13 protein-coding genes are annotated in these 24,977 nt (G+C 72.5%); 1 reads left to right on the top strand and 12 read right to left on the bottom strand.

Annotated features, from left to right (window positions below; all coding sequences use genetic code 11):
* Positions 1 to 215: 215 nt before the first annotated feature.
* The 10 genes from ACYQ77_RS05240 to ACYQ77_RS05285 form a co-directional block, all read right to left on the bottom strand.
* The gene (locus tag ACYQ77_RS05240) at positions 216 to 578 is read right to left on the bottom strand and encodes a YybH family protein (RefSeq protein ID WP_459707897.1); all 363 of its coding nucleotides are present in this window, start codon (positions 576 to 578) and stop codon (positions 216 to 218) included.
* Positions 579 to 730: 152 nt separating this feature from the next.
* A complete protein-coding gene (locus tag ACYQ77_RS05245; RefSeq protein ID WP_459707899.1) occupies positions 731 to 1,564 on the bottom strand; it encodes a PaaX family transcriptional regulator in 834 nt (277 codons plus the stop codon).
* Positions 1,565 to 1,578: 14 nt separating this feature from the next.
* Positions 1,579 to 2,109 carry a methylated-DNA--[protein]-cysteine S-methyltransferase gene (locus ACYQ77_RS05250; protein WP_459707901.1) on the bottom strand — a complete coding sequence of 177 codons (531 nt, stop codon included), beginning with the start codon at positions 2,107 to 2,109 and terminating at the stop codon, positions 1,579 to 1,581.
* A 34-nt stretch (positions 2,110 to 2,143) separates the two neighbouring features.
* Positions 2,144 to 2,401: a helix-turn-helix transcriptional regulator gene (locus tag ACYQ77_RS05255; protein ID WP_459707903.1), complete on the bottom strand. Its 258-nt coding sequence runs from the start codon at positions 2,399 to 2,401 to the stop codon at positions 2,144 to 2,146.
* A complete protein-coding gene (locus tag ACYQ77_RS05260) occupies positions 2,398 to 3,237 on the bottom strand; it encodes an ABC transporter permease (RefSeq protein WP_459707905.1) in 840 nt (279 codons plus the stop codon). The genes ACYQ77_RS05255 and ACYQ77_RS05260 overlap by 4 nt, the downstream gene beginning before the upstream one ends.
* Positions 3,238 to 3,310: 73 nt before the next feature.
* Positions 3,311 to 4,192, bottom strand: a complete 882-nt coding sequence (locus ACYQ77_RS05265; RefSeq protein WP_459708159.1) for an ABC transporter ATP-binding protein — start codon at positions 4,190 to 4,192, stop codon at positions 3,311 to 3,313.
* A 151-nt stretch (positions 4,193 to 4,343) separates the two neighbouring features.
* A complete protein-coding gene (locus ACYQ77_RS05270) occupies positions 4,344 to 5,405 on the bottom strand; it encodes a hypothetical protein (RefSeq protein ID WP_459707907.1) in 1,062 nt (353 codons plus the stop codon).
* Entirely contained in the window at positions 5,402 to 6,211 is an 810-nt protein-coding gene (locus tag ACYQ77_RS05275; RefSeq protein WP_459707909.1) for an enoyl-CoA hydratase/isomerase family protein, read from the bottom strand. The genes ACYQ77_RS05270 and ACYQ77_RS05275 overlap by 4 nt, the downstream gene beginning before the upstream one ends.
* 9 nt (positions 6,212 to 6,220) lie before the next feature.
* Complete coding sequence (locus tag ACYQ77_RS05280; RefSeq protein WP_459707911.1) at positions 6,221 to 7,036, bottom strand: siderophore-interacting protein; 816 nt, start codon at positions 7,034 to 7,036, stop codon at positions 6,221 to 6,223.
* Positions 7,033 to 8,361, bottom strand: coding sequence for a lysine N(6)-hydroxylase/L-ornithine N(5)-oxygenase family protein (locus tag ACYQ77_RS05285; protein WP_459707913.1), 1,329 nt, complete (start codon positions 8,359 to 8,361; stop codon positions 7,033 to 7,035). The genes ACYQ77_RS05280 and ACYQ77_RS05285 overlap by 4 nt, the downstream gene beginning before the upstream one ends.
* A 101-nt stretch (positions 8,362 to 8,462) precedes the next feature.
* Here ACYQ77_RS05285 and ACYQ77_RS05290 point away from each other — a divergent pair, with 101 nt between their 5' ends.
* The gene (locus ACYQ77_RS05290) at positions 8,463 to 9,413 is read left to right on the top strand and encodes a methionyl-tRNA formyltransferase (protein WP_459707915.1); all 951 of its coding nucleotides are present in this window, start codon (positions 8,463 to 8,465) and stop codon (positions 9,411 to 9,413) included.
* Between the two features lies 1 nt (position 9,414).
* Here ACYQ77_RS05290 and ACYQ77_RS05295 read toward each other — a convergent pair whose 3' ends face one another.
* Complete coding sequence (locus ACYQ77_RS05295; RefSeq protein WP_459707916.1) at positions 9,415 to 9,624, bottom strand: MbtH family protein; 210 nt, start codon at positions 9,622 to 9,624, stop codon at positions 9,415 to 9,417.
* Positions 9,621 to 24,977 carry an amino acid adenylation domain-containing protein gene (locus ACYQ77_RS05300; protein WP_459707918.1) on the bottom strand — a complete coding sequence of 5,119 codons (15,357 nt, stop codon included), beginning with the start codon at positions 24,975 to 24,977 and terminating at the stop codon, positions 9,621 to 9,623. Before ACYQ77_RS05300 ends, ACYQ77_RS05295 begins: the two co-directional genes overlap by 4 nt.

Consider the following 24,977-nt stretch of genomic DNA (forward strand, 5'->3'; position numbering starts at 1 on the left):
ATGCGGCGTCTGGGGCCGGATCTTCGTCCGGTTCGTCTGGGTTCGGTTTCTCCTGGTTCCTCTCTCGCTGCCAGGTGGGCGAGTTTGGCCGCGTGCCGGGCACGCAGGCCGTGCTCGCGGCGCTCCTCGAAGGCTGCGCGTTCCGCGGCTCGGGCCGCGCGTCGTGCGCGCAGCTCGACCACGCGGTCTGCGGCGCTCACGGCGCCGCACCGCTGTCACGGGATGAACGTGGGCTGGTCCACGGCCCATAACCAATGGCCGTCGGGCTGGCGGTGGGCGATCTCCACCGTCACGGCGCCGGTGGGCAGTTCCGTCGCGGTCAGGGCCAGGTCGCCGCTCACCAGCGGTGCGCGTTGCCTGCCCGGGGACAGCACCGGTGACCTCGCCAGGAAGTCCTCGTACACGGCGCGGATCTCCGCGTGCCCGGTGGCGATCGTGCCCTCCGGGAACGCGAGCACCGCGTTCGGTTCGTACAGGGCGACCAGGCCCTCGACGTCACCCGCGTTCGCGCGGTCGACGAAGAACCTGGCCAGGTCGTTGGGGTCGGTGGCCCGCGGTCGGCTCGTGATGGCTGTCATGGACGGGAGGGTGCCATCGGGCACCGACAATTTTCGGTGGTGCGGGGCGGTTGTCCACAGGGCGGCGGGTTGTCCACAGGGGGACGGTCGGCCGGCCGGAACTGTCGGTGGTGTCCGGTAGCGTGGTTCGAGGGGGCCGGAGGCCACCCGCCTCACTCACCCGCCAGTTCCGACCAGCGTTCCCGCGCGGCGGCGCGCCAGCGCACGTGCAGCTCGTTGAACAAGGCGGTGGCCGTGGTGCCCGTCCACTTCGGAGGCAGCAGCGCCGACGGCAGCTGCGGGTCCAGGAACGGGAACCGCCGCCACTCGTGCACCAGCATGGTCTGCGCGCGCAGCACCTCGTCGGGCGTCGCGGGGGACAGGTCGCCGAACTCGTCGATGAACCGCTGGTACCGCGTGCCGACGTCCGCGAGGTCCCACGCCGACGTCACCATGGACCGCTCGGAACCGAGCGCGCCGTAGTTCGCCAGGAACGACATGGCCTGCGACGACAGGTCCAGCTCGTCCAGGATCACCTTCGCGTGCGCCTCCGCCGACGCGTGCGGCGTGATCCACACCCCCGCGGTCGGCGAGCCGAAACCGGCCCAGCTCAGCCTGGTCCGCAGCTTGTGCCGCAGGTCGCGCATCGACTCCGGCACCGACACGAGCACGACCAGCCACTGCCCGTCCCACTCGCGTGAACCGCTGCCGAAGCCGTAGATCCTGGCCGCCCCCTCGGCCAGCAGCCGCCTGCCCGGGTCGGTCAACGTCCACCGCACCCGCCTGCCGACGCGGTCGGACCGCAGCCAGCCCTCCGCCGCCGTGCGGGCCAGCGCCTGGCGCGCGGCCTTCTCCTCCACGTCGAACAGCGCCAGCACGTCCACCAGCGTCGACGTCCACACCGGGGCGTCCGACGGCAGGACGTACTCACCGAGCAGCGTCGTCAGCAGTGAGCGCGCGCTGCCGCCGCTGACCTCCCGGCGCCGGCTGACGACCGGCTCAGCCATGGATTCTCCCCACGTCAGAACAGTGTCGGTGGAAGATATCCCTCCAGCGTGAGCAGCCGCCGCTTCGACTCGACACCGGTGCCGCCGCTGAAACCGCCGAGCCCGTCGCCCGCGACCACCCGGTGGCACGGCACGACGATCGGGATCGGGTTGCTCCCCATGATCGCCCCGATGCCGCGCGGCGGGATGCCGGAACCGCTGCGTGCGGCCAGTTCCCCGTAGGTGACGACCTTGCCGTACGGCACCGTCGAGTACAGCGTGCCCAGGACCCGCCGCTGCGCCTCGGACATCAGCCGCCAGTCCACCTCGACGTCGAACTCCCGCAGCTCACCGGCGAAGTACCGGGAGAGCTGCCTGCGGATCCCGTCCGTGCGCGCCGGGGATTGCGACTCCCGCAACCCCAGTCGCGCGGCGATCGCGGCCCTGATGTGCGGGGAGTCCGAGAAGGCGGTGGCCACCAGACCATCAGGGGTGACCGCCGCCAACACGTCGCCCAGCTCCGTCGGCACACTGCCGAACGCGACCGTGTCAGCGTCTTCCACCATCTGGCCATTATGCGCACGCTCAGTACGCGAAGCGCTAGGCCGATTGTTCCGAGTCGCCGAGTCGGGGGAACGGCGAGGTGGAGAAAACCACCTCGACCGCCACCCCGAAGTACTCGGCGATCCGCAGCGCGAGGAACAGCGACGGGCTGTACTCGCCGCGCTCCAGGTACCCGATCGTCTGGTAGTGGACGCCGAGCGCCTCCGCCAGCTGCCGGCGCGACACCCCGCGTTCGACGCGGAGCATCGCGATCCGGTTGTAGATCGTCTCGGTGTTCGTGCTCTTGCCCGTCATGTCACCCGCTGCATGGCCTTCTCCCGGCGCGCGGCAACGCTCGAGCCGGACTCGCGGCGTGCCATCCTGCGCAACACCATAGGGGCCACGAGCAGGCCGGCGACGGCCCACGCCCCCAGCACGCCGAGCGTCTCCAGGTGCCGCCAGGACTCGCCGATCTCGACGGCGGCCAGGTTGTCCGGCAGCATCGCCGACCGCATGCCCAGCCCGAGCCAGTAGATCGGGAAGACCTGCGCGAGGCCCTGCACCCACTCCGGCATCGACCCGATCGGGTAGAAGATGCCGGAGACCGCGACGAGCCCCATCACCGGCAGCATGATCAGCCCGGAGTTGCGCGGGTTGGAGAACAGCGAACCGGCGACCGCGCCCAGCGGCAGCGTCGCCACCAGCCCGAGCGCCACCACCCAGATCAGCGTGAACCAGTCGATCGAGATGCCGTCCAGCATGAACAGGCTCGGGATCAGCACGAACAGCTGGGCGACCACCGTCATCCCGGACACCGTCACGATCTTGCCGATCAGGTACCCGAGCATGCCGTTGGGGATCGCCTTGGCCCGCAGCAGCGTGCCGTCCTCGCGTTCCACCGCGAGCGACATCATCAGGGTGACGAGCCCGCCGAACGCGATGCCCATGCCGATGACGCTGGGCAACGTGCGGGAACCGAGCGAGAACGTCGTGCCCGGCACGGTCGAGTTCCGCATGAAGAACATGACGACCAGGAAGATCACCGTCGGGAACAGGTAGTTCCACAGGTCCTGGCTGTTGGTCAGCGTCTGCCGCACCTCGGCGCGGCCGCGTGCGAGCCCCGCCCGCACGGCCGCCATCGTGGGACTCACGACGCCCCCTCGCAGGCTCCGGGGCGCCGCTCGCGGTCGCCCTGTGTTGTCTGGTTCGCTCCGCAAGCTCCGCTCATCGCGCCACCACCTCGAACTCGCGCACTGCGTCCTCCTGCCTGCCCGCCTCGAACTCCCGCACCATCGCCATGTACGTGTCCTCGAGGCTGGCGCGGCGCACCTCGAGGTCGGACAGCCGGTCGTCGTGCTCGCGGAACAGCTGCCGCACGAACTCGGTCGCGTCGGTCGTCGAGTGCACGAACCGCTGCCCGCCGACCGTCCACTTCACCTCGGCCTCGGTGGACATCCGCCTGGCCAGCTCGTCCGCGGACCCGTCGGCGATGATCGTGCCGCCCGCGAGGATCAGGATCCGGTCGGCGAGCTTCTCCGCCTCGTCCAGGTCGTGGGTGGTGAGCAGGATCGTCGTGTCGGCGTCGGCGAGCCGGTGCACGAGGTCGTGGAACTCCCGGCGCGCCTCCGGGTCGAACCCGGCGGTCGGCTCGTCGAGGAACAGCAGCTCGGGCCGCCCGACGATGCCGATGGCGACGTCCAGCCTGCGGCGCTGTCCGCCGGAGAGCCGGGAGATCTTCTTGTCGGCGTGCTCGGTCAGGCCGACCGCGGCCACCAGCTCGTCGGCGTCCCAGGGCCGCGTGATGCGGTCCGTGCTGTACGGCGCGTAGTAGAGGCCCAGGTGGGACAGCAGTTCCCGGACCTTCCACTTGCCGTGGTCACGCCACGACTGCAGCACGACCCCCAGCCGCGCCCGCCAGTTCTCGTCCCCGTGCGCCGGGTCGACCCCCAGCACGCGCACGTCCCCCGCCGAGCGCATGCGGAACCCCTCGAGGATCTCGATGGTCGTCGTCTTGCCCGCGCCGTTGGGGCCGAGCAGCGCCACCACCTCACCCGGCCGGGCGGTGAAGTTCACCCCGGTCAGTACGTCTTTCGTGCCGTACCGCATCCGCAAGTCACGGACGTCGAGCACGTTCCCCTCAGTCGCAGGCTGAGTCCCCCTCGCCTGCGACTCCGCGTGGTCAACGACGGCCACGGTCCACCTCCTGTCGTTCCTCTGCGGCGAACGATAGCAGGTGTACTACATTCCGAGGTAGGAGTTATCCGATCTGTTGACCGTCGCCCGCTTCGGCGGCGCGGCGCGTGGTGGCGCGGAGGGAAATGGCCGCGGCCAGGTCCTCGCCCAGCCGTTCCGGCACGGGCAGCAGCCAGTCGGCGGCCACACCCGTCAGGCGCAGCGCGTGGCCCCTGGGCACGTCGATCATGGTGCTCGACCCGATCTCCCACACCGTCGGCTCGGCCACGCGCTCGACCCGCACCACGGTCAGCTCCGGCCAGAGGATCACCTGGTGCACGGACTTGTCGCCGAGCCCGTCGAGCAGCAGCCGCTCGCGTCGCACCCGCAGCCGGGCGCCGGGCACGCGGTACGGGATCTCCAGTTCGGACAGCGCGAGGTCGCGGGTGACCGGTCGGCTCAACCGCCACAGCGTGAGCTTGCCCAGTTCGTGGTTGAGCCAGACGAGCCCCGCGCCGAGCGCGAGGCTCGGCAGCGCGGAGACGTCGTGGATCGCGAGGCTGAGCACCGTCGACGGGGCGAGCGTGTAGACGGCGAGCCACAGGCACGTCTTCGGCCACGCGGCGAACATCGTCCGCACCACGAGGAACACCAGCAGCGCGAACACGGGGACGACGACGAGATAGGCGAGGTCGCCGAGGCTGTCGCCGAACGCCTGGGAGAACGTGAGGCCGGTGCTCGACCGCGACGCGCGACCCCAGGCGAGCACGGCGAGCTGGCCGATGGTCGGCAGCAGCGTCGTCACCAGCATGAGCGGCACCGCCACGACCCACCGGACGGCCAGGCCCGGGCCGTCGCGGAGCGGCACCTGGTCCTGGTCCGCGAGCGTGCCGGGCGGTGCGGTGCCCCAGCGCGGGGTGTCGGCCAGTTTCTGGTCCCTGCGCAGGTCCCGCAGCCCGAGCAGCGCGAGGCCGCCGAAGACCGTCGAGCCGGAGAGGGCGGTGAACAACACGCTGACGCCGTCCGTCACGCCCAGTGCGGCCCCCACCGCGGGAATCACCGAGGCGATTCCCACGGTCAGCCCGACCAGCGCGACGAAGGCGCACAGGAGGATTCCCGCGCCGAGCTTCTTCGGGGTCTCCCTCATTCCGATGCGGGGCCGGAGAACTCCGCGCGGCGCTTGGTGCGGATCGCGTCGACGCCCTCGCGGACGTCCGGGCCAGCGAAGCCCATGAACTCCAACCCCAGTGACGTGTCGAAGATCGGGCCCGCCTGCCGCAGCCAGTTGTTCAGCGCGTACTTCGTCCACCGGATGGCCGACTGGGAGCCGCGGGCCAGCTTCCGCGCGACCGCACGGGCGCGGTCGTGCAGCTCCTCCTGCGGCACGCACAGGGAGACCAGCCCGATGCGTTCCGCTTCCTCGCCGGAGACCGGGTCGCACGTCAGCAGGTGGTACTTGGCCTTCGCCATGCCGCACAGCAGCGGCCACACGATCGCGGCATGGTCGCCCGCGGCGACGCCGAGGCGGGTGTGGCCGTCCATGATCCGCGCGTCGGTCGCGGCGATCGACACGTCCGCCAGCAGGCCGACCACGAGACCGGCACCGACCGCGGGGCCCTCGATGGCCGACACGATCGGCTTCGCGCAGTTGATCACGTTGTAGACGAGGTCGCGGGCCTCGCGCAGCACCCGGATGCGCACCTCGAAGTCGTTGGCCATGTCGCTGACCAGGTCGAGGTCGCCGCCGGAGGAGAACACGCCGCCCTCGCCGCGGATGATCGCCACCCGGACGTCCGGGTCGCGGTCGACGACCTGCCAGACCTCGGCCAGCTCGCGGTGGCCGTCGTGGCCGACCGCGTTGAGCCTGCCGGGCGCGGACATGGACACCTCGAGCACGCCGTCACCGAGGTCGGCGAAGCGGAGCGTCGGGAACTGTGTGGAGTAGTCGTGCACCCCACATGCCTACTCGATCGCACCGCCGAGGAGCCAGTAACCCGAGAAGTACACGTCCTTCTTGTCGAGCCCGCGCTCCCTGACCAGGTGCCGCCGCAGCTCCACCACCGCGCTCGACTCGCCGGCCAGCCACGCGTACGGGCGGCCGGGCGGGAACTCGGTCCGCGCGATCGCCTCCTTCAGCAGGCCACCGCCCGCGGGCGCGCCGCCGCGGCACAGCCACGTCACGTGCACGCCGGCCGGGCAGTCGAGCGGCCGCATCTCCTGCGCGGAGGAGACCTCGAGGAACACCAGCGCCTGCCGGTCGGCGGGCATGGCGGACAGGATCTGGGTGATGGCAGGCAGTGCGGTCTCGTCGCCTGCCAGCAACGTCCAGTCGCTGCCCTCGGTGGGCTTGTACTCGTAGCCGAGGATCTCCGGGTGTCGCGCGTCGGGCGCGAGGATCGCGATCCGGTCGCCCGGCTGCGCGCGGCCCGCCCACCTCGACGCGGGCCCGAGGTCGCCGTGCAGCACGAAGTCCACGTCCAGCTCGCGGGTGCCGGTGCGCAGGCCGCTGATCGTGAACGTGCGGATCGGCGGCCGGACGTCGTCGGGCATGGCGCGGAACTCACCGAACCAGTCCGGCCCCTCCGGCACGACCGGGTCGGTCTGCCCGGGGAGCGGGAAGAACAGCTTGATCCGCTGGTCGTGGCCCGCGGTGGTGCACAGCGCCAGGTCGGGGCCGCCGAAGGTGACCCGGAGCATGGACGGGCTGATCCGCCGCGTGCGGACCACCTCGACGCGGAACAGGGAGTACGGCTGGACCGGTGCCTCGGTGGTCGTCATCGGACGCTCACCAGCTGCGCCGGGATCTGCGTGACGATCGAGTCGAGGATCTGCCCGGCGCGCACGGCCGTGGTCGACAGCAGCGACGAGGAGATGCCGTGCGTGTGCTCGGTGCTGCCCTGCAGGTAGAGCCCGGCACGCAGCTCGCCGTCGGTGTGCACGCGGTAGTCGCGGGCGACGTCGGGCCGGCCTGCGTCGTCGCGGTGGCAGAGCGCGGACAGGTCGCCGAGCAGCGCCAGCGGATCGGTGGGCCGGTAGCCGGTGGCGTAGACGACGACGTCGCAGTCCAGCACGGTCTTCTCGCGCGAGGTCAGCGACTCGACCGTGGTGCGCACGCCGTCGCCGGTCTCGACGAGCTCCGTCACGCGGGACACGTTGAACAGCCGCAACCGCTGCGTGCCGAGCACCTTCTCCTGGTACACGCGCCGGTACAGCTCCTCGATCAGGTCGGTGTCGACGACCGAGTAGTTCGTGTTCGCGTGGTAGTCCATGATCAGCTGCTTGACCTCGGGCGGCGCCGTGTAGAAGTGGTCGACGGCGTCCGGGTCGAACACGCGGTTGGCGAACGGGCTGTCGTCCGCCGGGCTGTAGCCGTAGCGCGAGAACACCCCGCAGACCTCGGCGTGCGGGAAGCTGTCGTGCAGGTACTTGGTGACCTCGGCCGCGCTCTGGCCCGCGCCGACCACCGCGAACCGCACGGGCGGCGGCGTGGTGGTGGACCGGCGCAGCAGCTCGACGCGGTCGAGCAGGTCCCGGTTGTGCCACACGCGTTCCGACAGCGTCACGCCGTCGGGCAGGTACGGGGTGAGGCCCATGCCGAACACGAGGTTGCGGGTGCGGACGGTGGTCGTGGTGCCGTCGGCGCGGCGGGCGGTGACGTCGAGCAGGTCGACCGCGCCGCCCGCGGACACCGGGGTGACCGCGACGACCTCGTGGCCGTAGCGCACCTCGTCGGTGAAGCGGGCCGCCGCCCACTCGAGGTAGTCGTGGAACTCGACGCGCAGCGGGAAGAGCGACTTCTGGTTGATGAAGTCGACGAGCCGGTCCGCGCTGTGCAGGTAGGACAGGAAGCTGAAGTCGCTGGTCGGGTTCCGCAGCGTGACGAGGTCCTTGAGGAACGAGACCTGCATCGTGGCGTCGTCGATCAGCATGCCCCGGTGCCAGCCGAACCGCGGCTGCCGCTCGAGGAACAGGCTCCGCACGGGGTGGACGTCCGGCTGGGCGTTGTACTCCGTGACCGCGATCGCGAGCGCGAGGTTGGCGGGTCCGAAGCCGATGCCCACGACGTCGTGGATGTCGGGCTGCTCGGCGAGTTCCTCTGGCATTACCGTCCTCTCCTCGACTTGGAGGTAAGGCTAACCTAACGCGGCGGGCTAAGGATAGCCTCGCTTCACTTGACGGAGATCACCGAGAACGGGGAGTAGTCATGCGCGTGGCGCTGTTCGGGTACCAGACCTGGGGGCATCGCACACTGGAGGCGTTGCTGGGGTCGGAGCACGAGGTGGTGCTCGCGGTGACGCACCCGGCGAGCGACCACGCGTACGAGTCGATCTGGAGCGACTCGGTGGCGGATCTCGCCGCCGCCAACGGGGTCCCGGTCGTGGTGCGCAACCGGCCGGACGAGGAGGTCGAGCGGGCGCTGAAGGAGGCGCGGCCGGACATCATCGTCGCGAACAACTGGCGCACCTGGATCCCGCCGCACATCTTCAACCTGCCGCCGAAGGGCACGCTGAACGTCCACGACTCGCTGCTGCCCGCGTACGCGGGGTTCGCGCCGGTGATCTGGGCGCTGATCAACGGCGAGCCCGAGGTCGGTGTGACCGCGCACATGATGAACGACGACCTCGACGCGGGCGACATCGTGCTGCAGCGCGCGGTCCCGGTCGGCCCGGCCGACACGGCGACCGACCTCTTCCACCGGACGGTCGACCTGATCGGCCCGATCGTGGTGGACGCGCTGGCGCGCATTGCCCGCGGTGACACGGACTTCGCGAAGCAGGACCCGTCGAAGGCGTCCTTCTTCCACAAGCGGTCCATCGAGGACAGTCGCATCGACTGGACGTGGTCGGCGGAGGAACTGGAGCGGTTCGTGCGCGCCCAGTCCGACCCGTACCCGAACGCGTTCACCTACCACGGCGCCACCCGGCTGCGCGTCCTGTCGGCGGCGGTCTCCGAGGGCCGGTACGGCGGCACCCCGGGCCGGATCTTCATCAAGGAAGGCGACGGCGTGGTGATCGTCGCCGGCGCCGACGCGCGGTACGGGCGCAACCGCGGGCTCGTGCTGCGCAGGCTCCGCCTCGACGACGGCACGGAACTCGCGGCCACGGAGTACTTCCGCGCCATGGGCGGCTACCTGCGCCCGTTCCCGCAGGACTGAGTCAGGCGTCGGTGCGTTCGCGGAGGGACCTGGGCCGCAGGTCGGTCCAGTGTTCCTCCACGTACGCGACGCACGCGGCGCGGGTGTCCTCGCCGAACACGATTCGCCAGCCTGCCGGGACCTCCGCGAACGCGGGCCACAGCGAGTGCTGCTCCTCGTCGTTGACCAGCACGTGGTAGGTGCCGTCCTCGTCCTCGAACGGGTTGGTCATCGGGTGTGCTCCTTCAGGGTGGTGAGCAGGTCGGACGCCAGGGTTTCGACGGCGTCGCGGGTGTGCGTCGCCGTGCGGTAGTGCAGGTAGCAGTGGACGGGATGGCCCGCCGGGGGTTCGTAGAACGCCAGCGTGAGGTCCGACGCCGACGTGCCCGTGGGGACCGCCTCGATGTCGGTGGTTGCCAGGGTCGCCTGTTCGTGGTGGATCAGCATCACCGCCGGGGGGCGGGTCGCCAGTTCCGAGTACGGCAGCTCCTTGTTGTCCAGCGCGTCCAGGTTGTGCTCGCGGATCTCCGCCAGCGTCTCCTCGAAGGACGGCAGTACGCGGGTGCGCAGGACGACCGTGTTGAAGAAGCAGCCCACCAGGTCCGTCAGCTGCTCGTCGTCGCGGCCCGCCACCAGGGTGCCGATCGGGACCTCGCCGCCCAGTGCCGTCGCGAGCGCGGCCTGCAGGACCATGAACATGCTTGTCCCGGTGCGGTTCGCCAGCGCGTCGATGGACGCGTGCAGGTCCGGCGGCAGTGTCAGCGGGACGAAGTCCGCCGTCGGGTCCGTCGACGAGACCGTCCAGTCCACGTCGGACAACCGCGCCTGCCAGAAGGTGAGCTGGCGGTCCCGCACCACGTCCAGTCGTTCCGCCGCCCACGCCGCGTAGTCCGAATAGGACACCGGGAGTGGTGACCAGTCCGGCGCCGAACCGGCGAGGCGCGCCTGGTACGCCGTGTGCAGGTCGCGGAACAGCGGGACCACCGACCACTCGTCGACCGCCTCGTAGTTCATCCGCAGCGTCAGCACGTCCGACCACTCCGCGCGGAAACCCGGGCCCCGCAACGGTTCGTGGCGGGCGACCACGTCCGCGACCGCCGCTTCCAGCGCCGCCCGGTCCGGCCAGCGGATCGTGAACACGTGGTCGTCGCCGGGACGGTCGCGCCACTGTTCCTGCACCGGCGCCGACAGGCCGGTCAAGCCGCGGGCCACCAGCTCCGGACGGGCCGCGGACGACGATCCCAGCACGGACGCCAGCGCCACCACCGTCGGGGCCTCGAACACGTCGCGGATCGTCACGTCCACGCCGAACTCCGACCGCACCCGGCCCACCAGCCGCATCGCCGCCATCGAGTGGCCGCCCAGCGCGAAGAAGTTGTCGTGCACGCCGACCGCCGGCAGGTCCAGCACCTCCGCGAACACCGCCGCCAGCCGCCGTTCCGCCGCGGTCGTGGGGCGGTCGTCGCCGACCATCGCCGCCCAGTCGACCGCGGGCAGCGCCTTGCGGTCCAGCTTTCCGTTGGGGGTCAACGGGAGCGGGCCGTCCAGCGCCACGATCGCCGACGGCACCATGTGTTCCGGCAGGAACACCGCCGCGTGTGCCCGCAGGTCGGGGAGTTCCCCGCGCGGGACCACGTACCCGACCAGCCTGCCGCCGTCGACCACCACCGCCGCCTGCCGCACCGCGTCGTGCCCGGCCAGCACGGCCTCGATCTCACCCAGCTCGACGCGGAACCCGCGGATCTTCACCTGGTCGTCGACCCGGCCGAAGAAGTCCAGGTTGCCGTCCCGCCGCCACCGCGCGCGGTCGCCCGTCCGGTACATGCGGGCGCCGGGCGGCCCGAACGGGCACGCCACGAACCGCGCCGACGTCAGGGCCGCCTTGTTGAGGTAACCCCTGGCGAGGCCGCGGCCGGTCACGTACAGCTCGCCGACCACGCCCGGCGGCACCGGCCGCAGCGTCTCGTCCAGCACGTACACCCGCGTGTTCGGGTCCGGCACGCCGATCGGCACCGCGCCCGGCCAGTCCGGGACCGCGGGCCACAGCGTCGAGTTCACCGTCGCCTCGGTCAGGCCGTACGCGGCCAGCACGTTCAGCCTGCCCGCGAACCGCGCGATCAGGTCCGGCGGCACGGTTTCGGTACCCACGAGGATCGTCGCGCCCGCGGGGAGTTCGCAGCCCTCCGGCAGCGCCGACACCAGCGACGGCGGCAGGATCAGGTGCGTGATCCGTTGTGCCGCCAGGAAGTCCGTCAGCTCACGGCCTGCCGTGCGGACCTCGTCCGGCGCGATCACCAGGGTGCCGCCGACGCACACGGCCATCGTCAGCTCGAACACCGCCACGTCGAAGCCCACCGACGCGTACTGCAGCACACGACTGTCCTCGCGCAGGCCCATCCGGTCGATCGCGGTCGCGGCCAGCGACGCGATGCCGTCATGGGGCACCAGCACACCCTTGGGGCGGCCGGTCGAGCCGGACGTGTAGATCACGTACGCCGTCGAGTCCAAACCGGGCGGTACGGTTTCCAGCGGGCTGCCGTCGGCGGGAACGACGCCCGGGGCGTCCAGCAGGACCACCTCGGACTCGGGGATCTTGCCGCTCACCGGTTCGGTCGCCAGCACGAGCCGCGCGGAGGCGTCGTCCAGCATGTAGGCGAGGCGGTCCGCCGGGTGGGACAGGTCCAGCGGCAGGTACGCGGCACCCAGCTTCACGACCGCGAGCACCGCCGCCACCATCTCCGCCGACCGCGGCACGGCGATCGCCACGACGTCCTCGGCGCCGATCCCGTGTGCCCGCAGCAGCCGCGCGATCTGGTTGGACCGCGTGTCGAGCTGCGCGTACGTCCACGTCACCGACTCGTCGACGACCGCGTCCGCGTCCGGCTTCGCCCCGGCACAACGGGCGAACAGCTCCGGCATGGTCAGCTCGGGCACCACCCGGTCGGTCGCGTTGAAGCCCTCGACCACCTGCCGCCGCTCGTCGTCGGTGAGCAGGTCCACGCGGTCGAGCCGGGCCGCCGGGTCGGCGGTGACCGCGGCGAGGAGCATCGTGAGCCGTTCTCCCAGCCGTGCCACGGTTTCCGCGTCGAAGAGGTCGGTCGCGTACTCCAGGCGGCAGTCGAGCCGCCCGGTGCCCGCGTGCTCGGCGAAGCTGAACACCAGGTCGAACTTCGCCGTGGTCATGCGGAACGGCACCGGTTCGACCACCAGGTCCGGCAGGTCCAGCCAGTCGGTGCCAGTGTGGTAGCCGACCATGACCTGGAACAACGGGTTCCGCGCGACGGAACGGGCCGGGTTGATCCGCTCCACCACGGACTCGAACGGCACGTCCGCGTGCGAGAACGCGGCAAGGTCGGTCTCCCGCACCTGCTCGACCAGCTCCGTGAACGTCGTGGCACCGGTCAGCCGCGTCCGCAGCACCAGCGTGTTCACGAAGAACCCGACGAGGTCGTCGAGTGCGTCGTCCACCCGGCCGGCGATCGGCGCGCCCAGCGGGATGTCCGTGCCCGCGCCCATGCGGTGCAGCAGGGCGGCGACGGCCGCGTGCAGCAGCATGAACATGCTCGCGCCGGTCCGCGCCGACAGCTCCCGCAGCGCGGCCGCGGTCTCCGCCGGGACGGTCAGGACCTCCTCGGCCCCGCGGAACGTCGGCCGGGCCGGGCGGGGCCGGTCGGTCGGCAGTTCGAGCTCCTGCGGTGCCCCGTCGAGGGTCCGCTGCCAGTAGTCCAGCTGTTCGTCCGCGATCCCGTCGAGCAGTTCTCGTTGCCACAGCGTGTAGTCCGCGTACTGCACCGGCAGCGGCGCCCACTCCGGGGCGTTGCCGTGCCGGCGCGCCTGGTACGCCGTGGTCAGGTCACGCAGGAACGGCCGGTCCGACCACTCGTCGGTCGTGATGTGGTGCAGCAGCACCACGACCACGTGTTCCACATCGGACACCCGGGCGATCGTCACCCGCAGCGGCAGCTCGGTCGCCAGGTCGAACGGCCGGTCGACGGCCGCCTGCACCACGTCCTCGCGGTACTCGACCACCGCCACCGGCGGCACCACGTCGTGCAGGACGCGCTGGAACGGCCGCCCGTCCCGCTCGCCGAACACCGTCCGCAGGGCCTCGTGCCGGCGCACCACGTCCGTGAGCGCGGCCGTCCACGCGTCCAGGTCGAGCGGGCCGCGCAGCCGGAACACGAGCGGGAAGTTGTACGCCGCCGACGTGCCCTCCAACTGCTGGATCACCCACAACCGCTGCTGCGCGTGGGAGAGCGGCAGCTCGTCGGGCCGCGCGACCGGGCGCAGCGGCGGCCGGGTGACCCCCGACGCACCCGCGACCCGCGCGGCCAGCTCGGCGACGGTCGGCGCCTCGAACAGGTCACGAATCGACAAGTCGACGGCCAACGCGGCCCTGGCGCGGCTGACGAGCCGGGTGGCGAGCAGCGAATGCCCGCCCAGCTCGAAGAAGTTGTCACCGACCCCGACCGTCGGCACCCCGAGGATCTCGGCGAACAGCCCGCACAACGTCTCCTCGGCCGGTGTGCTCGGCGCGCGGTGCTCGGCGGCGACCAGGTCCGGCGCGGGCAGCGCCTTCACGTCCAGCTTGCCGTTGACCGTCAGCGGCAGGTGGTCGACCGCGGTGATCGCGGCCGGGACCATGTAGTCGGGCAGGCGCTGCTTCAGGTACTCCCGCAGGTCCGGCGAACCCACGACGTACGCCAGCAGCCGTTTCGTGGCACCGTGGTCGGTCGCGATCACGGCCGCCTGCGTGACGTCCGGGTGGTCGTTCAGCGCGGCCTCGATCTCGCCCAGCTCGACCCGGTAGCCGCGGATCTTCACCTGGTCGTCGGTGCGGCCGAGGAAGTCCAGGTTGCCGTCGGGCCTGCGGCGCACCAGGTCGCCGGTGCGGTACATGCGGTCGCCCGGCGCGCCGAACGGGTCGGCGACGAACCGTTCCGCCGTCAGCCCGGACCGCGCGTGGTACCCGCGTGCCAGGCCGATGCCCGCGATGTAGAGCTCACCGGGCGTGCCGGGCGGCACCGGCCGCAGGCGCGCGTCCAGGACGTACCCGCGGGTGTTCCAGATCGGCTTGCCCACCACCGGTGTCGGCGAGTCCGCTGTGGACGCGCCGAGCGTGTTGATCGTGTACTCGGTGGGCCCGTAGAGGTTGTAGCCGTACGTGCCCTCGGTGTCCCGCAGCCGCGTCCACACCGCGTCCGGCACGGCCTCGCCGCCGAGCAGGACGAGCGGCGGCACGTGCCCGTCGAGGAGGCCTTCCTCGAACAGCAGTTGCGCGTACGTCGGCGTCACGTTGACCACGTCGACGCGGTGCCGCTCGCAGTACGCGACCAGGGCCTGCGCGTCGCGGCGCAGCTCCTCGTCGCACACGTGCACCTCGTGGCCCTCGACGAGCCACAACAGTTCCTCCCACGACATGTCGAACGCGAACGACACGGTGTGCGCGATCCGCAGCCGCCTGCCCGCCGAGGACACCGTCGGGTCGAAGATCTCCGCGCGGTGGTTGAGCTGCATGTTCGTCAGGCCGCGGTACGGGGTGACGACGCCCTTCGGCTTGCCGGTCGACCCGGACGTGTAGATCACGTACGCCGGGTGCTCCAGCCTGCCGGGCAGGCCGTGCGCGAACAGCGGCCGCTCGGCGTCGCTGATCTCGTGGTCCGGTGTGGTCTCCAGCTCGGCGCGGATCTCGGGGTCGTCCAGCAGCACCGCACCCGCCGACAGCGCGGGGTCCACCGTGGACATCGACAGCAGGCACACCGGGTCGGTGTCCTCGACCATCAGCGTCAGCCGGTCGACCGGGTGGTCCAGGTCCAGCGGCAGGTACGCGGCACCGGTCCGCAGCACCGCGAACAGCGCGACCACCATCTCGATGGACCGGGGAAGTGCCAGTGCCACCACGGTTTCCGGCATCGCGCCCCGTGCCAGCAGGTGGCGGGCGAGCTGGTTGATCCGGCCGTCCAGCTCCGCGTACGTGAGGGTCCGGTCGCCGAACACCAGCGCCGGCTCGTCCGGGATGAGCGCGGCCCGCTGCGCGAGCAGGTCGGCGATCGTGTCGTCGGGTACCGGGTGCTCGTTCGCCGACCACTCCGCGGTGAGCGTCTCCTGCTCGTGCGGCAGCAGGAGGTCGAGGCGGCCGACCGTCGCGTGTGGATCGTCCGCCAGCCGGTCGAGCAGCGTGGTGAACCGGTCGAGGAACGTCCGCGCGGTGTCGTCGTCGAACACGTCCGGCCGGTACTCGAGCTTGACGCGCAACCGCTCGCCCGGCGTGAGGACCAGCGTGAGCGGGTAGTGCGTGGCGTCGACGCTGCCCGCCGGGGTCACGCCGAACCGGCTCTCCAGAGCCGCGAACGCGTCGGCGTCCACGAAGTTCTGCAGCACGTACAGCGTGTCGAACAGCCGCGTGTGGCCGGACTCCTGCTGCAGCTCACCGAGGCCGACGTACTCGTGCGGCATCAACGCGGTCCGCTCGTCCTGGATGCGGCGCAGCAGTTGCGCGACCGTCTCCCTCGGGTCGAGCGCGACCCGGACCGGCACGGTGTTGAGGAACAACCCGAGCGCGCTCTCCACGTTCGGCACCTCGGTGGGCCGTCCCGCGACCGTCGTGCCGAACACGACGTCGGCACGGCCGGTCGCGCCGGCCAGCACCAGCGCCCACGCCGCGTTGAGCAGCGCGTTCAGCGTCACCCCGGCCTCGCGGGCGGTGGCCTGCAGCCGCGCCTGGTCCACCTCGGTCAGGTGGCGGCGCGGGATGGCCGGCCGCATCGCCGTGTCCGCGCGGCCGACCAGGGTCGGCTCGGTGAGACCGGAGAGCGCTCGCCGCCAGGCCTCCTTCGCGGCGTCCCTGTCCTGCGCGGCCAGCCAGTCGAGGTAGTCGCGGTAGGAGCCCGGCGCGGGCAGGCCGCGGTCGTCGCCACCCCGCTCGTACAGCGACAGCAGTTGTTCCAGGAACCGGCCCTCGGACCAGCCGTCCCACAGGATCAGGTGGTGCGTGGTGACCAGCCGGTCGGTGCCGTCGGGGAAGCGGAACACCTGCATGCGCAGCAGCGGCGGCCGGGCGAGGTCGAACCGGACCGCGCGGTCGGCGGCCATCAGCTCGGCGGCCTCGTCGCGGGTCGCGACGCCGTACACCGTGATCGGCACCTCCGGCGCGGCGGCGATGACCTGCGCGTCACCGGTGAAACCGGCCCGCAGGCTCGGGTTGCGGGCCAGCAGCGTCCGGCAGGCGGCCCGCAGCCGGTCGAGGTCGATCCGCCGGTCGAAGTCCAGCGCGCCCTGCGCGGTGTAGACGTCGATGTCCGCGGTGTCGTAGGTGGCGTGGAAGTACAGGCCCTCCTGCAGCGGCGACAGCGGCCACACCTCGTCGGCCTGCTCGGCGAGCGCTTCCTCCCAGTACCCGGCGAGTGCGCGGACGTCCTCCTCGGTCAGGTCGCGCGTCCACGACCACGTGGCCCGCAGGCGCGGTCCGTCCGGCGTCTCGGCGCACATCGTGTCGAGTTGCAGGACGTGCGACATGCCCATGTCGGGGTCCGGCAGCAGGGTCGGCGCGTCCGGTGCGGGGAGCCAGTCCTCGGTGCGCGCGTCGGGGAAGCGGCCGAAGTAGTTGAACAGCACCTGCGCGGACGGCAGCGCGGCGAGCAGTGGCGCGGACTGCGGGTTGAGGTAGCGCAGGATCCCGTACCCCAGACCGTTGTCCGGCGCCGCGGACAGCGCTCGCCGCACGAGCCGCAGCTGCTCGCCCGGGGTGTCCGCGGCGGGCAGGCGGACCGGCTGGACGCTCGTGAGCCAGCCGACCGTGCGGGACAGGTCGAGGTCGCCCTCGCGGCCGTGGCGTTCGACGTCGACGAGGAGATCGCCATCGCCGCGCCAGCGCGTGACGGCGATCCGCAGCGCGGTCAGCAGCCGGTCGTGCCCGATGCCGTCCGGGGCGGGCAGGTCGACCTGGTGGGTGCGCAGCGCGCGCACCGGACCGGGCCGTGCCCCGGGCTTCAGTTCCGCTCCCGGGGCGAGCGTCGCCGTCCAGTGCGGCAGCTCGGCGAGGCGGTGTGGTTCGTGGGCCTGCTCGGCGACGTGCCGGGCGAAGCGGCGCAGCGAGGTGGGCACGGGGTCGAGCGGCCTGCCCGCCCACGCGGCGGCGAGGTCCTCGAACAGGATCCGCCACGACACGCCGTCCACCACCAGGTGGTGCGCGACGATCAGCAGCCGGCGCGCGCGCTCCTGCCACACGAACCGCAGCATCCGGCCCGACTCGGGGTCGAGGTCGACGTCGTCGAGGTCCCGCGTGATCTCCACGGGCACCGACGGCAGCGTCTCCAGCGACCACACGTCCGGCGCGTGCCGCGTGAGCTTCTGGCGCAGCCCGTCGTGGCGGTCGACCACCGCCCGCAGCGTGCGGGTGAGCTGCTCCTCGGTCGCGCCTTCCGGCGTCCGCACGTACATCGACAGCGTGAACCGGTCGATCGGGCCGCCGCGTTCCCGCAGGTGGTGCACGACGGGGAGGAGCGGAACGGTCCCGACGCCGTCGGTGTCCTGGGTGGCCGTCGACGGTGCCGCGACGGCCGCCAGCGCGGTGGGGGTGCGGTGTTCGAAGACGTCCTTCGGGCTGAGGTCGAGCCCGGCCTTGCGGGCGTGCGACGACACGGTGATCGACAGGATGCTGTCGCCGCCGAGGGTGAAGAAGTCCTCGTCGGGACCCACGTGGTCGAGCTTGAGGACCGTGGCGAAGATCCCGGCGAGCGTCTGCTCGGCGGTGGATTCCGCTTCGCGGGTACCGCGGGTCGGCTTCGGCAGCTTGTCGCGGTCGAGCTTGCCGTTCGCGGTGCGGGGGAGCACGTCGAGTGCGACGACCGCGTCGGGCACCAGCGCGGACGGCAGGTCGCGCTTCAGTGCCGTGTGGACGGACGCGGGGTCGTCGGTGACGACGTACGCGAGCAGGCGGGTGCCGGGCCCGTCGGTGTCGACGACGACGGCCGCGTCGCCGTGCCTGCGCAGGTGTGCCTCGATCTCGCCCAGTTCGACGCGGTTGCCGCGGATCTTGACCTGGTGGTCGGCGCGGCCGAGGTAGGTGAGCCGGTCGCCGTCGCGGCGGACGAGGTCGCCGGTGCGGTACATGCGCTCACCGGGCGCGTACGGGTTCGCGACGAACCGTTCCGCGGTCGTGCCGGGGCGGTGCAGGTAGCCGAGCGCGAGCTGCGGGCCCGCCAGGTACAGCTCGCCGGTCGTGGCCGGCCGCAGGTAGCGGTCGAGGACGTACGCCGTGGTGTTCGCGACCGGCCGCCCGATCGGGACCGGGCCGGTGGCCTCGGTCGCGGGCCAGTACGTGACCTGGACCGCGGTCTCCGTCGGTCCGTACACGTTGTACAGCTCGGTGCCCGTGGTCACGCGCCACCGCGTGGCCAGTTCGCCGGTCATGGCCTCGCCGCCGCCGAACACGCGCCGCAGCGACCGCAGTCCGTCCACATCGGACGCGAGGAGCGCGTTCAGCATGGGGGACACCGACATCAGCGTGGTGACCCGGTGCTCGCGGATCGTGGCGACCAGCGCCTCGGCGTCGCGGTGGTCGTCGGCGACCACGACGGTCGCGCCGCTGGTCAGCGGCCACAGCACCTCGACGAGCGACGGGTCGAAGCTGGGGGAGATCTGGTGCAGCACGCGGTCGCGGTCGTCGAGCGGGAACGCGCTCGCCAGCCAGGTGAGCTGGTTGACCAGCGCGGAATGGGTGACCAGCACACCCTTCGGGGTGCCGGTCGAGCCGGACGTGTAGATCAGGTACGCGGGCCCGGGCCGGGCGTGCGTCGCGCCGGGTTCCCGTGCCGCGTGGACCTCGGGGGCGGTGAGCACGGTCCGCGCGCCGGAGTCCGCCAGCAGGAACCGGCGGCGCTCGGCCGGGTACTCGGGGTCGACCGGCAGGTACACCGCGCCCGCCTTCAGCACCCCGAGCAGTCCGACGATCTGCTCCACCGACCGGGCGATCTCGACGGCGACCACGGTCCCCGGCGCCAGGCCGCTAGCGACCCGCTGCGACCAGTCGTCCAGCTCCGCGTAGGTGAGCCGGGTGTCCCCGGCGATCACCGCGGTCGCCAGCGGGGTGGCGGCGGCCTGGCGGGCGAACAGCTCGGCGACGGTCACGTCCTCGACCGGCAGCGCCGGACCGGTCAGCGGCTCGGCGTCCACGAGGGACAGGGCCGCGACCGGACGGCCGGGGTCCGCGGTGAGCGCACGCCGGAGCTGGTCGCCGATCCCGGCCGCGTCCGGCACCCGGTTCGCGTCGTACTCGAGCTGGATCCGCAGCTCGTCGCCGGGGATGACGATCACGGCGAGCGGGTAGTGGCCCTCGCCGAAGTGGTCCCACGACGCCACGTCCGGCAGCGCGTCGAGCGGGTAGTTCTCGAACACCAGCAGCGTGTCGAACAGCGCGCCGGTGCCCTTCTGCAGCTCGGACAGGCCGACCTGGTGGTGCGCGGACAGCTCCGACTGCTCGGCCTGCGTCCGCCGCGCGACGTCGGCGAGCGAGTCGTCCGGCCGCCACCGCACCCGCACCGGCAGCGTGTTCGCGAACAGGCCGATCATCGACTCGACGCCCGGCACGTCCGACGACCGCCCGGACACCGTCGTGCCGAACACGACGTCGTCGCGGTTCGTCAGCCTGCCCAGCACGACCGCCCACGCGGTCTGCACCCACGTGCTGAGCGTGACACCCAGCTCCCGCGCCCGCTCGGTCGGCGCGGCCACGGTCAGCTCGAGGCGCCGTGGTCGCGGTGTCCCGCCCGCCGTCGCCAGCAGTGTGGGTTCGGCGTCGGCGAGCGCTGTCCGCCACTCGGCGAGCGACGCCTCGGTGTCCTGCGCGGCCAGCCACTCGTGGTACGTGCGGAACGCCGTCACCGGCGGCAGCGCCTCGCCCCGGTAGCCGGCCAGCAACTCCCGCACGAGGATCGGCGCGGACCAGCCGTCGGTCGCGATGTGGTGCAGCGTCAGCACCAGCCACTTCCGGCGCACCAGCGCGACCCGCAGCACGGGCGCGGTCGCCAGGTCGAAGCGGACCGCGCGTTCCTCCGCGGCCACGTCCCGGGGAGCGTCCTCCGACTCCCGCCACGGCACGGGCACGCCGTCCCGGATCACCTGCAGCAGCCTGCCGTCCGCGAGCTGGTGGAACGACGCACGCAGCGGCGCGTGCCGGTCGAGCACCTCCTGCGCGGCCCGCCGCATGGCGGCCGGGTCCACGGGCTCGTGCAGCTCGACCGTCTGCTGCACCACGTACACGTCGTGCTCGGCCGACTCGAACCGCTCGTGGAAGTAGAACCCCGCCTGCAGTGGCGACGCGGGCAGCACGTCCGCCACGTCGCCCAGCTCGTCCACCTCGGACTGTGTGAGCGACACCAGCGGGAAGTCCGACGGCGTGTGGCCGCCGCCGTCCAGTGCGGACAGCCGGGTCAGCGCCTCGGCCCACAGCTCGGCGAGCGCCGCGACCTCGTCCTCGGACAGCACACCGGCCGGGAACGAGAGCGTCGCGGTGAACGTGTCGCCGACCGTGCGCGCGTTGATCTCCAGCGCGTGCCCGACAGGCATGGCCGGGTCGACCCCGGCGCGCAGCGCGCCGGCCACGTCGAAGCGGCCCAGGTAGTTGAACAGGATCTGCGGTCGCCCGGCGGGCAGCCCCAGCAGGCCGTGGCCGATGCCGTTGTCCGGCACCGCACGCAGCTGCTCCTTCACGCGCTTGACCGCGTTCGCCAGGTCACCGGTGCCGGGGTCGAGCCGCACCGGGAACGTGGTGGTGAACCAGCCGACCGTGCGGGACAGGTCGACCCCGCCTGCCGGATGTCCCGCGACCTGTTCCTCCCGGCCGTGGCCCTCCAGTTCGACCAGCACCGCGCTGCCCGCGTCGCGCCACAGCCCGACGGCGACCGCGAGCCCGGTCAGCAGCACGTCGTTGACCGAGCCGTGGAACGCGGCGGGCACCCGCGACAGCAGTGGCGTCGTGACCTCCGGCGGCAGCGAGAACGTGTGCGTCCGGACGGTGGCGGCGGTGTCCCGCGCGTCCAGCGGCCGGGTGCCGAGCAACGGGTCCGGCCCGTCGAGTTGCCGTTCCCAGAAGGGCAGTTCGGCGGAACGGTCCACTGCCGACAGTGCGGTGGCCCAGCGGCGGAACGACGTCGCCACCGGCACCGGGTCGTCCCCGGCCGCCAGCCGGGCCACGTCCTCGGCGATGATCCGCCACGACACCCCGTCGACGACGAGGTGGTGGATCACGAGCAGCAACCGGTCCGGGAAGCGGACCGCGGCCACCATGCGGCCCGCGCGCGGCGCGAGCCGCGCGGCGGCCCGCCGCTCCTCCGTGGCCTCGTCGGCCCCGGCGACCGTCACCTCGACCGTGGCCGACGCCGGCACGTCCAGCGTCCACTCGCCGGTCAGCCGGGCACGCAGCAGGTCGTGGTGGTCCACCAGCCGCCGCACCACCTCGGCCGCGTCCACATCGGACGGGAGGGGGAGGACGGCGGCCTGGTAGTAGGCGTCCGTCGGCCCGTCGACCTGGCTCAGCCACCGGATGATCGGCGTCCGCGGCACGACACCGGTGCCGACGTCGGTCACCTGTGTCGTCGTCGGGGTCGCGACCGCGGCGAGCGCCTCGACCGTGCGGTGCCGGAACACGTCCCTCGGCGTCAACGCCAGCCCGGCCGCGCGGGCCCGGCTCACCAGCTGGATCGCGACGATGCTGTCGCCGCCGAGTGCGAAGAAGCTGTCGCGGACCCCCACCTCGGGCAGCCGCAGCACGTCCGCGAACACGGCGGCCAGCGTGCGCTCGGTCTCCGTGACGGGCGCGGCGGTGCCGGCGAGCCCGGCCCAGTCCGGCTCCGGCAACGCCTTCGTGTCGAGCTTCCCGTTGGGGGTCAACGGCAGCGTGCCGTCGACCACGAGGAACACCGACGGCACCAGGTACTCCGGCAGCTCGTCCGCGACCACCGCCCGCACGGCCGCCGCGTCGACGTCCACACCGGACAGGTACGCCACGAGCCGCGGCGCCTTGCGGTGGTCGTGCCGCAGCAGCACCGCCGCCTGCGCCACGCCCGGCTGCCGCAGCAGCACGCTCTCGATCTCACCCGGCTCGACCCGGTGCCCGCGGATCTTCACCTGGTTGTCCGCGCGCCCGAGGAACTCCAGGTGCCCCGCGGCGGTCCACCGCACGCGGTCGCCGGTCCGGTACATCCGGTCCCCGGGCGCCCCGAACGGGTCCGCCACGAACCGCGACGCGGTCATCCCCGGCTTGCCGAGGTACCCGCGCGCGAGCCCGCGCCCGCCGACGTACAGCTCTCCGGTCACCCCGACACCGACCGGCCGCAGCGTCGGGTCCAGCACGTACAGCCGCGTGTTCGGGTCCGGCCCGCCGATCGGCACCGGCCCGTCCCAGCCCGGTTCCGCGAGCCACAGCGTCGAGTTCACGGTCGCCTCGGTCAGCCCGTACGCGACCACGACCCGCAGCGTCGGCGACCACCGCGCCACCAGCTCGGCGGGCACCGCCTCGGTGCCGACCACGAGCACCGCGCCCTCGGGCAGCGTGCACTCCGGGGGCAGCGCGGCCACCAGCGACGGCGGCAGGATCATGTGCGTGACGCCGTGTTCGTGCAGGTAATCCGTCAGCTCGGGGCCCGCGACGCGGCGGTGCTCGGGCACCACGACGACCCGCGCGCCGGTGCCGAGCGACATGCACAGGTCCCACACGGCCACGTCGAACCCGACGGACGCGAACTGCGCGACCCGGCTCGCGGCCGTCACCCCGATGCGGTCGACGGCGGTCGCGATCAGCGACCCGATCCCGTCGTGCGACACCACGACACCCTTGGGCCGCCCGGTCGAGCCGGACGTGTAGATGACGTAGGCCGCGCCGGCCAACGGAATCTCGACGTCCACATCGGACGGATCGGCGGCGGACAGGTCGACGTGGTCCAGCAGGAGCCGCTCGCACGGCGGCAGTTCGGTGGTCGACGTGGTCACGACGAGCCGCGTGGACGAGTCGGTCAGCATGTACGCCAACCGGTCCAGGGGGTGGTCCAGGTCGAGCGGCAGGTACGCCGCCCCCGTCTTCATCACCGCGAGCAGGGCCACCACCAGGTCCGCCGACCGGGGGAGCGCGACCCCGACCACGTCGTCGCGGCCAACGCCACGGGACATCAGCAGGCGCGCCAACCGGTTCGCGGCCGCGTTCAGCTCCGCGTACGTCAGCGTGACGTCCTCGCACACCAGCGCCACGGCGTCCGGCGACGACGCCACCTGGCGCTCGAACGCCCCCGGCCACGTCACCTCGTCCGCGTCGCGCGGGTCGGTGCCGAAGTCCAGCGGCAGCGGCGCCAGCTCGACCGACCGCAGCGGCAGGTCCGGAGTGGACACGAGCGCGTCGAGCACGGCGAGCAGACCGCGTTCGTGCGCCGCCAGTTCCGCGTCGCCACACACGGCCGCGTCACCCTCGACGGTGAACAGGAACGACTCGCCGTCCGCCTGTTCGAGCGCGGTGATCGCGAGGTCGTGCACCGGGCCCGGCCACACGGCGTGGAACTCCGCGGACACGTCCCCGAAGTCGACGGCGCTCATGAACCCGAGCACGTTGACCGTCGGCCCGGCCAGCGCGTCGACGCCGTCCTCCTGGCCGAGCGCCCGCGCCAGCTCCTCGGCGCGGAACCGCCCGTGCCGCACGGTGCCCGCCACCTCGTCGGCGATCGCCTCCAGCAGCGCGGACACCGGCGCGTGCGGGTCGACCGGCACCCGGACCGGCAGGACGTTCGAGGTCATCCCCGGCACGTCCCACAGCGCGCGCCCGGCGACCGGCATCCCGAGCACGAGGTCGCGCTCGCCCGTGACCCGGTGCGCGTACCCGAACGCCGCCGCGACCAGCAGCCGCGACGGCTTCGTGTGCTCGCGCGCCGCGGCCGCCCGCAGCCGCGCGGCGTCGAGCACGACCTCCCGGCGCACCAGCCGGGTGGCGGGCGCGGTCGGCCGGTCCAGCAGCCTGACCGGCTCCGGCGCGTCCGCCATGCGGTCGAGCCAGTACGCGCGGTCCGCCTCGTGGCGGGGGCTCTCCCGGTAGGCCGTCTCGTCGTCGGTGAGGCGCGCCAGCGACCAGTCGACGTCGGCGAGCGCGCGCCCCGTGTACCGGTCGGCCGCGCGCCGGATCAGCAGCGACGCGCCGAAGCCGTCGATGACCGTGTGGTGGTAGCGCTGGTACCACCACACCCGGTCGGCCGCGAACCGCAGGACCGCGTGGTGGAACAGGGGACCGGTCGCGAGGTCCATGGGGCGGGCCCGGTCGGCGAGCAGCCACTCCCTGGCCGCGTCCTCCGACGGGAAGTCCAGCACCGGCACAGAAACCGCCCCGGGAGCCACCGTCTGGCGCGGTCGGCCGTCGACCTCGGCGATCCGGACGTGCAGGGTCTCCGCCTCGGCGAGCGTCTGCTCGACGGCGGCGACCAGGCGCGGCACGTCCAGCGCGCCCCGCAGGTCGACGATGAACGCGACGTGGAAATCGGTGCCGGCCGGTTCCGCCTGCTGGGCGTACCAGACCCCGGCCTGCGCCCCGGTGAGAGGCAGACCTGTCCCCAT

It is taken from the genome of Actinophytocola sp. KF-1, assembly GCF_054661535.1.

Bases quoted from the DNA above. Each gene is read 5' to 3' on its own strand.
- ACYQ77_RS05240 (WP_459707897.1), bottom strand. From the start codon at position 578: ATGACAGCCATCACGAGCCGACCGCGGGCCACCGACCCCAACGACCTG.
- ACYQ77_RS05245 (WP_459707899.1), bottom strand. From the start codon at position 1,564: ATGGCTGAGCCGGTCGTCAGCCGGCGCCGGGAGGTCAGCGGCGGCAGC.
- ACYQ77_RS05250 (WP_459707901.1), bottom strand. From the start codon at position 2,109: ATGGTGGAAGACGCTGACACGGTCGCGTTCGGCAGTGTGCCGACGGAG.
- ACYQ77_RS05255 (WP_459707903.1), bottom strand. From the start codon at position 2,401: ATGACGGGCAAGAGCACGAACACCGAGACGATCTACAACCGGATCGCG.
- ACYQ77_RS05265 (WP_459708159.1), bottom strand. From the start codon at position 4,192: ATGCGGTACGGCACGAAAGACGTACTGACCGGGGTGAACTTCACCGCC.
- ACYQ77_RS05270 (WP_459707907.1), bottom strand. From the start codon at position 5,405: ATGAGGGAGACCCCGAAGAAGCTCGGCGCGGGAATCCTCCTGTGCGCC.
- ACYQ77_RS05280 (WP_459707911.1), bottom strand. From the start codon at position 7,036: ATGACGACCACCGAGGCACCGGTCCAGCCGTACTCCCTGTTCCGCGTC.
- ACYQ77_RS05285 (WP_459707913.1), bottom strand. From the start codon at position 8,361: ATGCCAGAGGAACTCGCCGAGCAGCCCGACATCCACGACGTCGTGGGC.
- ACYQ77_RS05290 (WP_459707915.1), top strand. From the start codon at position 8,463: ATGCGCGTGGCGCTGTTCGGGTACCAGACCTGGGGGCATCGCACACTG.
- ACYQ77_RS05295 (WP_459707916.1), bottom strand. From the start codon at position 9,624: ATGACCAACCCGTTCGAGGACGAGGACGGCACCTACCACGTGCTGGTC.
- ACYQ77_RS05300 (WP_459707918.1), bottom strand. From the start codon at position 24,977: ATGGGGACAGGTCTGCCTCTCACCGGGGCGCAGGCCGGGGTCTGGTAC.